A 10,887-nucleotide genomic window follows, 5' to 3' on the forward strand; every position below is an offset into this window, starting at 1 on the left:
ATTACGGAATTTTCAGGCAACGGGCAGCGGTGTTTTAAGCGTGCTGCGGGTGAGCCTTTTCATGGCCCATAAACATAGCATGGTGTACAAGCACCACAAGATGCAAAGGTGATATAATGCAGGCAAACGGTCGCCAATATGCGCGCCCTGCTGTACAATGCCCTGGTAGAGCGAAAGGAAGGGCGTGATAGGCAGCAGGCTGCCTGCGGCTTTGAGCCCGTCTGGCAATTGCTGGATGGGCCAGGTGTAGCCGGTGATAAGAAAAATAGGGTAGGTGCTGAAAGCCAGCAGTTGCGTGCATAACAATTGTGAACGGAACAGGAGGCCGGTGAAAATGCCCATGGGTATTAAAGAAAGCAGGAAGAGCGCGGTTACCAGCGCCAGCTCCCAGGCGTTGCCCAGCAATGTAAGCTCCAGCACGCCGAAGTTGACGGTCAGGAAAAAGAAGGCATAGCAGCTGAACAGGATGAAATAAAAAAGCCCCTTGCCCCAGAGGGCTCTTGAAAGATTGTTGCCTGCCGCCTGCATCCATACGGAAAAAGTATTGCGCTGCCTTTCCGCCGCCGTGCCGCCCGCCAGGCCCAGCAGCAGCGTTTGCTGCAAAATCATGGCCAGCAGGCCGGGCAGCAGGAAGGTACCGTAATCTGTGCGGTTATTGAAAAGAGGCCGTGCATCAGGCTTTACGGCCATCACCTCCCGTCCTGAAATTTCCGTGTTCATGCCTTCCTGCTTTTGCAGGTATTGCAGGCGCACGCCGGCGCCAACGGTGAGGCCTACTTCGGTAATGGCGCCCAGCACATCACTGGATGGCAGGAACCGCGCCGCATTCAGCGCCAGTACCATGTTGGCCTGCTGCAGGGACAAAACTTTCTTTTCCATGCCCCGCTGAATGTACAGGAAACCCTGTGTGTGGCCGTGATACATAGATTCTTTAGCGGCATCCAATGTGGTAACAGCGGTTACATGCACCATCTGCGTATTATTGATCTGCTGGATGAGGGTGCGGGACAGGCCGGTGCGGTCTTCGTCTACCACGGTAATGGGCACTTCCTCTTCCGCCTTGTAGCTGTAAATGCTGCCGTAGAAAAACGCGTACAGCAGCGGCGCAATCAGCAGCGTGAGCAGCAGGCTGTGGTCTCCGGCTACCAGCGCCGCTTCACGCAGCAGCAGGCGGAACGGTTTATGTGCTGGCTGTTGCGGCATACGCAGGTTGTTTATTCAGTTTGATTTGTAAAAAGAATACGGCCACAAAAAAAGTGCAGCCTATGAAAAGCAGCAGGCGGATAATTTCCGGCATGGCGTAACGCAGCGGCAGCTCCATGAAATAGACCTTGAAGAACGCATCGAGGAACGGTGTGTAGGGCATCAGGCTGGCGTAGTACTGGTCATACCAGGGCATGGCCCAGCGCGGGAAAGTGAAGCCGCTGAACACAAAGGCGGGCGATGTGTAGAACAGCCCTACATCCAGCGCCAGCATTACATCTGCCGCCAGTACGGAGATCATCATGCCTATACCGGTACAGGCCAGCGCCAGGAGGTTGTACAGCAGGAACAGCTGCCAGGTGGTACCGGGGTGCTGCAGGGAAAAGAACGGGAAGATGATGCCCGCCACCAGCACAAAGTTGACCCAGGCCACGCCCAGGTGGGCCAGCGTTTTACCGGTGATGATCACGCCGGCATGGTTGCGGGCCATGCCACGCAGCGTGTTCATGCTGCCTTCTTTCCATTCCATATTGATGAGCAGCACCGCTACCATGATGATCATCATTTGCAGCGCTACCGTAATGAGGCCGGGCACCAGGTAATGCTGGTAATTGTAGGTGGGGTTGTACAAGGGGTACACGGTCATGCTCACAGGCATTACCAGGCTCATGGCCTTTTCTGCGGGCATGCCCGTTTTCATGAACTTCTGCAGGTTGACGCCGGAAGCGGCGGTGATGATCACCGTGGAGGCGTCTTTGTTGATGAGCTTGCCGGGCACCAGGGAAGCGGCGTTGGTGTAGATGGGCACCTTTACCGGGTGGCGGCTTTTGATGTCTCTTTCCATGCCTTTGGGAAAATGGATGGCGCCGATGATCTTTTGCTGCTGCATCAGCGCTTCCAGCTCATCCTGGCTGCTGACGGCGGCCGTGATGTGGATGCTGGGCGTTTGTTCCAGCAGGAAGGTGATCTGCCGGGAAACGGGGGTGTGGTCTTCGTCCCAGATGGCCACGGGCAGGTCTTCCGCCTGCTGCTTGTCATAAATGTAAGCGTAAAAGAAAAAGAGCAGCGGCGGTAATACCAGCAGTACCAGGCAATGGTCTGGCCGGGTGAGAATGCGTTTCCATTCCCTGAGGGTTATCTGGCAAATGGCGCGTATCATGGCATGATGAGGGCTGCGGTCATACCTGGCCGCAGGCCTTCAATGGCGGCCACATCGGCGGGTTTGCATTCTATGGTGAAGGTGCGCAGCTCAAATTTTCCTTTCTCCTTTACCGGCACCCAATTGGCAAATTCAAGCGACGGCGCTACGGAAGATACCTGCACGTCAAACGTTTCCGGCTGGCAGCCGGGCACCTTTACCCGCGCTTTGGCGCCCAGCGGGAGCGCGGCGGCGGCATCCTGCCTGATGTTGAAACGGATGAAATAAGACATCGGTTTTTGCAGCGTCATCATGGGGTAGCCGATGCTTACGATTTCCCCCTGGTGTATCACCAGGGAAGAAATGATGCCGTTTGCAGGCGCGTGGATGCGCGTATTGTCTGTTAACGCTTTGGTGAGGGCGTAACCTTCTTCCGCCTGTTTGAGGATGGCGGTGGCGGTCTGTATGATTTCCGGCTGCGTGCCTTTCTCCAGCATTTGCTGGTTGAGCTGCGCTATTTCCATTTCTTTTTTGGCGGCCTGGAACTTGAAATAGATCAGGTCTTTTTCCGTACCGGAGATCACGCTGTCATTATACAGGCGCTCCATGCGCTCATACGTTTTCCGTGCCAGGTCATATTGCTCCTGCGCTATGTGGTAGAGGTTGCCTGCGTTTTTGATCACTTCCGGCCGTGCGCCTTTTTCCAGCAGCTTCACCTGTGAGGAGGCGGCTTCTATGGCCGCTTCCGCCTGGCGGCGGATGGCGTTGATCTCCGTAGTGCGCAGCACGCCCAGCAATTGTCCTTCTTTCACGGTATCTCCGCGTGATACCAGCAGGGAGTCCAGCCGGCCGGGAAATTCCGCCGCCACGTCTACATACTCCGCATCTACCATGCCTATGAAAGATTCGCTGCTGCCCCCATTGCCGCGCATGAGGAAAAGCAGCGCTATCAGCAGGATGATCACGGGGATCAGCAGGGCCCAGTATTGTGATAAAAATCTTTTCATTGTATGAGGCTCGTGATTTGTTGCGGTGTTCCAAGAATGTTATAATATTCGGCCGCAGCCAGCATATAGCCCAGCAGCGCGGCGTAATAAGCCTTGCCGATCTCTTCTTCCACCAATAGCGATTCATTCACGTCTTTCACGGAAGAGAGCTGGTTGGCCAGCCTTTCCTGCACCTGCGCGGTGGTGAGCCGGGCCTGGTCACGCGCCTGCGCCAGGGATTGCAGGTCCCTTTCCAGCACGGTCACTTTATTGCGCACCACGGTAGCGCCGGCCTCCAGTATGTTCCGCGTGTTCTCCGAAGCCAGCCTCACTTCCTCTGCCAGCATGCGGGTGGCTTTTACGCGCTGCTGGTTGGAGAAGCCGCTGAACAAGGTCCACTGCATTTCCACGCCCACCAGCCAGGGCGGCGTAATAACCGGCAGGTCCCGCTGGTAAAGATTGAGGCTGGCAATGCCGAAAATATTGGGCAGGTTGAGGGAGCGGGCGGCCTTCACCGTGGTTTCCGCCAGCGATATTTTACTGTCTACCGCCTTCCAGGCGGGATTGCCTTTCCAGAACTCAACGGGCGGGGCGGTGCTTTGCAGGGAGCGGTACTGCAGGGTATCCGTGATGATGAGCACGGTATCTTGCGGCAGCTGCAGCAGGCGCTTCAACTCCACCATGGCATTGTCTTTTTCCAGCTGCTGGTTCTGCTGGCGGCTGCGGGCGTAAGTAAGCGCCACCGTGGCCCAGTTGCGCTGGTAAGGCGGAATGATCTCGTTGCTCACCAGTGAGGCGGCGTACCGCTCATTGCGCTCCATGGCGGCCACAATGCGGCCTTGAGACAGCAGCACGGAATTGAGGTAAAGGATACGGATATACGCAGTGGCCAGGGCAAAGTCTGTCTGTTTTTCCACCAGCTCAACATTCACCATGCCTGACTGGTGCTCTGCCGCCGCAATATTGCGCGCAGTGGCCAGCTTGCCGCCCAGGTAAATGGGCTGCCGCAGGCCCAGGGCGGCGGTGAAATAGCTTTGTTTGCTCAGCGGCGGGTTATAGTTGGGGTATACCGCGCCAATGATGTTTTTTGAGGTGTTGTAGATACCGTCCTGCACGGGCTGGGGGAGGTCATTACCGGTAATTTCGCGGTATACGGTGTTGGCCGCTGAAACGCTCTGTTGGGAAGAGCCTTCCACAATACCGTCTTTCACCTGCTGAAGGTTCACTTCCAGCGGCCTGCTGAGGTAGTTGTAACCGGCCAGCAGATCCAGCTTGGGGAAGTAGGTAGCCTGTTCGGCCTTCAGCTGGTGCTGCCGCGCGTTCAGTGAGCGGCGGGCCTGCTCCAGCGCTATGTTGCGCTGCCGGGCCAGCCTGAAACATTCTTCAAGGGTCAGTTGGCCTGATTGGGCCTGCGCAGGCCGGGGAAGGAACACCGACATGCACAGGGCGGCCGCAATGGTGCTTGCTGAAAGGTCCATACACTGTTTACTAACAGCAGGCGGCGGACTTTTGTTCGCCTGGTACAGCACCGCAAAAAAAAGCCGGAACGCGCTGAAGGCGTTCCGGCTGTCAGTATCGCTATAAGCTTTACGCTAATGCCTCGTACAATATCTCCACCGGGTGTTTGGCGTGCACGCCCGTACCATCTTTGATCTGGTGGCGGCAGCTGGTGCCCGGCGCGGCAATGAGCGTGCCTTCCGCCGCGTTTCTCACGGCGGGGAACAACACCAGCTCCCCGATTTTCTGAGACACATCGTAGTGCTCCTTTTCATACCCGAAAGAACCGGCCATGCCGCAGCAGCCGGAGGGGATCACTTCCACGGAATAACCTTCCGGCAGGCTCAGTATCTTTTTGGAATGCAGCACGCTGGAAAGCGCTTTCTGCTGGCAGTGGCCGTGCAGTTTGATATGTTGTGCGCCCGGTTTGAACATGGCGGGCGTAATATGGCCCAGGTCTGCTTCCAGGGAAAGGTATTCATCTATCATATACACGTGGCGGGCCAGCTCTTTGGCGGCGGCGCGCAGCGGTTCTCCCACCAGGTCAGGGTATTCGTCACGGAAGCCGAGGATGGCGGAAGGTTCTATGCCTATCAGCGGCGTATTTTCCGTGATGAGGTTGCTGAACAGCTGCACATTTTTCTCCGCTATCTTTTGCGCCTTGCGCAGGAAGCCTTTGGACAGCAATGCCCGTGCGCTTTCCGGGTGGTTGACGGGTATTACTTCGTACCCCAGCTTGCGCAGCAGGTTCACGGCTTTGATGCCAATGGAGGTATCGTTATAGTTGGTGAACTCGTCGCAGAAGAGGTATACTTTCCGCCCGTTGCCGGCGCCGCTTTGGGGGTTGGCCTTCAGCCAGCTGCGCAGCGTTCTTTTTTCCAGCGTGGGCATGGAGCGGTCTGCGGCAAAGCCGGATATGCGTTTGATGAGGCGGGAAGGGCCGCCGGTTTTCACCAGCCAGTTGTATACGCCTGGTGCAATAGCGGCCAGGCTGGTCATCATCCGGAAGTTGCCGATCAGCCAGGTGCGGAAGGGCACGCCGTTAGCATCGTAATAATGCTGGAGGAACTCCATTTTCAGCTTGGCCATATCTACGTTGCTGGGGCACTCAGACTTGCAGCCCTTGCAGGCCAGGCAGAGGTCCATCACGTCATAGATCTCGTCATGGTCAAATTTGTTCTCCTTGGTGGAGTTGGTGAGGAACTCGCGGAGAATATTGGCCCTGGCGCGGGTGGTGTCTTTCTCGTTGCGGGTGGCCATGTAGCTGGGACACATGGTACCGCCGCTCAGCTGCGTTTTGCGGCAGTCTCCGGAGCCGTTGCACTGCTCTGCGTGCTGCAAAATGGTCTGATGCGGGAAATGGAAAACCGTTTTCAGATCTGGCGCCTTTTTGCCGGGCTCGTAGCGCAGCATGCTGTTCATGGAAGGCGTGTCTACGATCTTGTTGGGATTGAAGATGTTCTCAGGGTCCCAGGTGTATTTGATCTGCCGCAGCAGCTCGTAGTTGCGGGGGCCTATCATCTGCGCAATGAACTCCCCGCGCAGGCGGCCGTCTCCATGCTCGCCGCTGAGGGAGCCGTTGTATTTTTTTACGAGAGTGGCTATTTCTTCCGCTATGGTGCGGAAAAGCTGGTTGCCCTCCACCGTTTTCAGGTTGATGATGGGGCGCAGGTGAATTTCGCCGCTGCCGGCGTGGGCATAGTGTACGGCAAAAAGATCGTACCGCTGCAGTATCTGGTTAAATTCCGCAATGAAATCAGGCAGGTCTTCCACCGCCACGGCCGTATCTTCAATAACAGGCACGGCCTTTTCGTCTCCCGGCAGGTTACTCAGCAGGCCCAGGCCCGCCTTGCGGAGCGTCCAGATCTTTTTGGTGTCTTCCCCGAAAAGGAGGGGGAAGTGGTAACCCAGCCCGGCCGCCTGCAGCTCTCCGCGCAGTTTGCCTGCAACGTCTGTGATCTCTTCCCTGGTATTGCGGCAAAACTCCACCACCAGTATGGCGCCGGGGTCTCCCTGAACAAAAAAGCGGTTTTTGCGCTGCTCAATATTGTCTTTCGTGCATTCCAGTATGAAGTGGTCTATCAGCTCGCTGGCGCTGGGCTTGTACCGCATGGCAATGATGTTTGCCCGGAGAGACTCGTCTACATTGTTAAAGTGGATGCACATCAGCCCCGTTTCCTTCGGCGGCAGGGGATCTATATGAAGCTTGATTTCCGTCAGGAAGGCGAGGGTGCCTTCGGAGCCGGCAATCAGCTTGCAGAAGTTAAAATCTTCCTTCCCGGCCGTAAAGGGGGCCGTTTCCAGCAGCAGGTCTACCGCGTAGCCGGTGTTGCGCCGCAGGATGGAGGGTTTGGGAAACTCTTTCCTGATCTCCTCCTGGTTGGCGGCGTTACCCAGGATGGTGCGGATCTGGTGGTACACCTTCGTTTCCAGGCTGCCGTCATTGGCTTCACATTTGGCATGGAACTCGTCAGGGGAGAGGCTTTTAAAGGTGGCTTCGGAGCCATCGCTCAGGAGGGCCTTCACTTCCAGCAGGTGCTCCCGGGTGCTGCCGTATACTACGGAGTTGGAACCGCAGGAGTTGTTGCCCACCATGCCGCCTATCATGGCACGGTTGGCCGTGGAGGTTTCCGGGCCGAAATAATAGCCGTAAGGTTTCAGGAAGAGGTTCAGCTCATCCCTGATAACGCCGGGCTGCACCCGTACCCATCCTTCTTCTGTATTGATTTCCAGTATTTTAGTGAACTTCCGGGATACGTCCACTATAATGCCGCTGCCCACCACCTGTCCGGCCAGCGAGGTGCCTGCCGTACGGGGTATGAGGGATGTTTTATGTTCACGGGCAAAGCGGATCAGAGTTTTAATGTCTTCTTCGTTTTCCGGTATGGCCACTGCCAGGGGCATTTCGCGGTAGGCGGATGCGTCCGTGGCATAGAGGGTACGCATTGTATCATCGAAATACAACTCTCCCTGCAACTGCCGGCCGAGTTGTATCAGCATTTCACGCTTGATCATGACTGCGAAAATAATATATAAACAGGAAGCTTAAAAGAGGGTATTATTATTTACGAACGCCGGTTTGGCCAAACCGAGCCCGCAGCGGGCATTTAGCTGGTCTACAAGGTACACGGTCAGCTCCGGGGAAAAGGCCTCGTCATGCATGTGCATGAAAAAATACAGCTCTTCCAGCCCATGTTCCAGCCAGTACTGGAGGCGGTTCACCCAGTCGTCTACCCGGGTATGGTCTGTAGGGTGGAGGCTGTTGCCCACAAACCGGATGAAGGCGCCGGCAAGGGGCAGGTGCATGTGGGCACAGTCACGCCGCCCTGCCGTATCCGTGATAACCGCGCCCATGCCCAGGTTACGCAGCGTCTGGAACAGCTCCCGGCTATGAACGGGGTCTGCAAACCAGTCCGGGTGCCGCACCTCCACGTAAAACCGGAGGTCTTGCGGCAGGGAGGCCAGGTAGTTGAACAGGTTGCTTTTGCGGGATGGGCCGAATTTATCGCTCAACTGCAGGAAAATTGGACCTAATTGCTCCCCGAAGGCCAATACCTCCCCCAGGAAGGCCGTGGTGGCCTCGGTAGCGTTGGTCAACTGGCTGTAGTGGCTGATAGACTGGGGCACCTTGGGGCAGAACCTGAAATTACGCCCGGCGGTAGTGGCCGCCCATTTCCGCAGCAGGGGCGGGTCTACGTTGTAATGGGTGGCGTTCAGCTCAATGCTGTTGTAATGTTTGACGTACTCCTGCAGAAAATCTTTCTCCCGTGTGCCTTTCGGGTATATTTTGCCCACCCATTCCTTACGGCCCCACTTGGCGCAGCCGAGGTACACCGCCGGGGCTTTTGCCGGGCGGCCGGGCAGGGCGGTTTTGTTGAAAACCGGCTCTGCGGGGAGCTTGAAGTCGATATCGTTCAGCAGTGCTGTGTCTACTCTTCCAAAGTCCATGGTGTGAAGTTAGGGAATCTGGGGGTGGATGGGTAGCGGCCTTTAATAAAGAAGGCGCATTCGGCAGAATGCACCTTCTTATTTCTTACTTGGTGTAAAGAGCTTATTTTTTGATGATGGTCATGTTCTTGACAAAAGCTTTAGCTCTTTCAAGGCTTTCAGGAAACAATACCCTGCCTTTCAGTTTTTCTTCAACTAAAGACAGTAGTTCTTGATCCGGTACTTTCACCAGTTCTTCAGTTTTATTTTCTTTAGTTCTCATATCCTAAAGGTATTCCTTTTTTCATACAAAAAACCGCCTTGTATTCTTTCCCTTTGCAATAGTCTTCAAGCGTCGCGTTTCCATTTTCGTACATTGCGCCGCCATAGAATGTATAAGCATTATTCAGTTGCTCAAAATTTTTTTCCACATACCATCTATAGGCATTTATCCGCCTGTTGATTTTCCTGCAAACTTCTTTGCATCCCTTAAGGCAAGTGACTTTGCAGCAGTCGGCAAACTTCTGGCCGGAATCACTGCCCTGCACCACTATAAGGGCGTGGGGCTGCATTTCGAAAAACCGTGGAATAGTACTTAATATGGTATGAAAAACCGTGTAGTGGTCACCGTTATTACTCACGCACTGGTCTGATATAGTATCCGTCTTCACGTCATAATCACCGAAACCAAGGTTGAAAAGCGGGCTGAAACCAATGTCTTGCATATACTGGTATTCTATTGCTTTTACAATGTTGGCGGTACCATTGCTGACGAAGAGATACATCAGCGATTGCTCCTGCGCGGCTTCCCGTACCGGGTAGATTTTTTCAAATGCCATGGGTTAACAATTTGCCGGCAAAAATAGGGATTCAACCCATGCAAACTGCACCAACAAGTATGTGTTTTACAGGCATGCAATGCCTCCCGTACCAATATTTTCTTACACCCAAAAGCCCTTATCCCTGGCAGGTTCCAGGTAGGATATCTTACCCATGTCTTACCCATATCATAAGGATGTCCCACCCATAAGCCACCACTATATAGGGGTGGCTTATCCCTGGCTGAACCAATTGTTTTCCTTATATTTACCGTATTGTATCTTGAGTAGGAGCCAACCGTAACTACATTGTTAACACCTTAAAACCACCAACCACTTATGGCAAAACTTAATGGCCCCTTCGACTTCTCCGGTAACCTCGGCAACTTCAGCGTGTACAAAATGCGCGGCGTAGACAAACTGGTAGTCAGGCGTAAGGGCGGCCCTACCAAAGAGCAGGTCAATTCATCACCCACACTTGCGCGCACCCGTGAAAACAATGCGGAGTTCAGGGCCTGCACCATGCTGACCAAAGGTATCAGGAGCGCGGTATTCCTGGTTAACCACCTGGGAGACCTTCGTTTTACAGGCGCGCTGAACAGCCTGGGCAAGCAGATGCAGATGTTGGACAAAACCAGTAAAAGAGGCGAGCGGGGCATCAGCCTGTCCCGCCACGGAAGCATGCTGGCCGGGTTCGACTTCAACGCGGAAATGCCTTTCGACAGCCTGTTCAGGCATCCCCTCACCGTTAACACCAACCGCAGGAAGGGCACGGCCACCATCACCATTCCCGGGCTGATCCCCGGCATCAGCCTCAACCTGCCATGGAAGGCGCCTTTTGTCCGTTTCCTGGTCTCACTGGGAAAAGCGGGCGATGTACGGTTCAACGGCACAACGTTTCAGCGGGTAGAGGTGGGAACGGCCCACCAGCAATACCGCATCACTGAATGGCAACACACCGGCGCTGCTTCAGCGCCGGCAGACGTTACCCTGCAGCTGGACAAGGGAGCCGGCAGGGGAGAGTCGCTGGTGCTGGCCATAGGTATAGAGCTGGGCGTTACAGGCCGGTACGGCGAAATAGAGCCAGCGGCCAGGGCAGGAGCGGCCAAGATACTGGCGGTATTCTAGCGGGCGGCAAAAGCTGCCGCAAGGGGTACTTTGCATACATATGCCGGCTGCGGATGAGGGCGCCGCCCGCGGCATGATGCAGGAACTGTACGGCGGGCAGGCGCCCGCCAGGCTCTTCCGCGCCGTAAAAAATAACTTTTTCCTACTTTCGTTTCCTTTTCTCGTTTTTCCGGGTTAAATTATAAACGAA

9 protein-coding genes are annotated in these 10,887 nt (G+C 55.3%); 1 reads left to right on the plus strand and 8 read right to left on the minus strand.

The features are described from left to right. Nucleotides 1-12 precede the first annotated feature (12 nt). From ABDW36_RS23225 to ABDW36_RS23260, 8 genes are all read right to left on the minus strand, one after another. A complete protein-coding gene (locus ABDW36_RS23225) occupies nucleotides 13-1,203 on the minus strand; it encodes an ABC transporter permease (RefSeq protein ID WP_343704326.1) in 1,191 nt (396 codons plus the stop codon). Further along, nucleotides 1,181-2,362, minus strand: a complete 1,182-nt coding sequence (locus ABDW36_RS23230; RefSeq protein ID WP_343704327.1) for an ABC transporter permease — start codon at nucleotides 2,360-2,362, stop codon at nucleotides 1,181-1,183. Before ABDW36_RS23230 ends, ABDW36_RS23225 begins: the two co-directional genes overlap by 23 nt. Next, nucleotides 2,359-3,348 carry an efflux RND transporter periplasmic adaptor subunit gene (locus tag ABDW36_RS23235; RefSeq protein WP_343704328.1) on the minus strand — a complete coding sequence of 330 codons (990 nt, stop codon included), beginning with the start codon at nucleotides 3,346-3,348 and terminating at the stop codon, nucleotides 2,359-2,361. Before ABDW36_RS23235 ends, ABDW36_RS23230 begins: the two co-directional genes overlap by 4 nt. Further along, nucleotides 3,345-4,805: a TolC family protein gene (locus ABDW36_RS23240; RefSeq protein ID WP_343704329.1), complete on the minus strand. Its 1,461-nt coding sequence runs from the start codon at nucleotides 4,803-4,805 to the stop codon at nucleotides 3,345-3,347. The genes ABDW36_RS23235 and ABDW36_RS23240 overlap by 4 nt, the downstream gene beginning before the upstream one ends. Before the next feature lie 109 nt (nucleotides 4,806-4,914). After that, nucleotides 4,915-7,839, minus strand: coding sequence for an FAD-linked oxidase C-terminal domain-containing protein (locus ABDW36_RS23245; RefSeq protein ID WP_343704330.1), 2,925 nt, complete (start codon nucleotides 7,837-7,839; stop codon nucleotides 4,915-4,917). A 30-nt stretch (nucleotides 7,840-7,869) separates the two neighbouring features. Continuing rightward, a complete protein-coding gene (locus tag ABDW36_RS23250) occupies nucleotides 7,870-8,772 on the minus strand; it encodes a DUF72 domain-containing protein (protein ID WP_343704331.1) in 903 nt (300 codons plus the stop codon). Nucleotides 8,773-8,875: 103 nt separating this feature from the next. Continuing rightward, on the minus strand, nucleotides 8,876-9,034 hold the full coding sequence (locus ABDW36_RS23255) for a hypothetical protein (RefSeq protein WP_343704332.1): 159 nt from the start codon (nucleotides 9,032-9,034) through the stop codon (nucleotides 8,876-8,878). Then, nucleotides 9,024-9,590 (minus strand): hypothetical protein, encoded by a 567-nt coding sequence (locus tag ABDW36_RS23260; RefSeq protein WP_343704333.1) that lies wholly within the window; start codon nucleotides 9,588-9,590, stop codon nucleotides 9,024-9,026. Before ABDW36_RS23260 ends, ABDW36_RS23255 begins: the two co-directional genes overlap by 11 nt. 318 nt (nucleotides 9,591-9,908) lie before the next feature. Between ABDW36_RS23260 and ABDW36_RS23265 the strand changes: the two genes are divergently transcribed. Further along, nucleotides 9,909-10,697: a hypothetical protein gene (locus ABDW36_RS23265; RefSeq protein ID WP_343704334.1), complete on the plus strand. Its 789-nt coding sequence runs from the start codon at nucleotides 9,909-9,911 to the stop codon at nucleotides 10,695-10,697. Nucleotides 10,698-10,887: the final 190 nt, after the last annotated feature.

It is taken from the genome of Chitinophaga sp., assembly GCF_039596455.1.
Lineage (GTDB): Bacteria > Bacteroidota > Bacteroidia > Chitinophagales > Chitinophagaceae > Chitinophaga.

Bases quoted from the DNA above. Each gene is read 5' to 3' on its own strand.
- ABDW36_RS23225 (WP_343704326.1), bottom strand. From the start codon at position 1,203: ATGCCGCAACAGCCAGCACATAAACCGTTCCGCCTGCTGCTGCGTGAA.
- ABDW36_RS23230 (WP_343704327.1), bottom strand. From the start codon at position 2,362: ATGATACGCGCCATTTGCCAGATAACCCTCAGGGAATGGAAACGCATT.
- ABDW36_RS23235 (WP_343704328.1), bottom strand. From the start codon at position 3,348: ATGAAAAGATTTTTATCACAATACTGGGCCCTGCTGATCCCCGTGATC.
- ABDW36_RS23240 (WP_343704329.1), bottom strand. From the start codon at position 4,805: ATGGACCTTTCAGCAAGCACCATTGCGGCCGCCCTGTGCATGTCGGTG.
- ABDW36_RS23245 (WP_343704330.1), bottom strand. From the start codon at position 7,839: ATGATCAAGCGTGAAATGCTGATACAACTCGGCCGGCAGTTGCAGGGA.
- ABDW36_RS23250 (WP_343704331.1), bottom strand. From the start codon at position 8,772: ATGGACTTTGGAAGAGTAGACACAGCACTGCTGAACGATATCGACTTC.
- ABDW36_RS23255 (WP_343704332.1), bottom strand. From the start codon at position 9,034: ATGAGAACTAAAGAAAATAAAACTGAAGAACTGGTGAAAGTACCGGAT.
- ABDW36_RS23260 (WP_343704333.1), bottom strand. From the start codon at position 9,590: ATGGCATTTGAAAAAATCTACCCGGTACGGGAAGCCGCGCAGGAGCAA.
- ABDW36_RS23265 (WP_343704334.1), top strand. From the start codon at position 9,909: ATGGCAAAACTTAATGGCCCCTTCGACTTCTCCGGTAACCTCGGCAAC.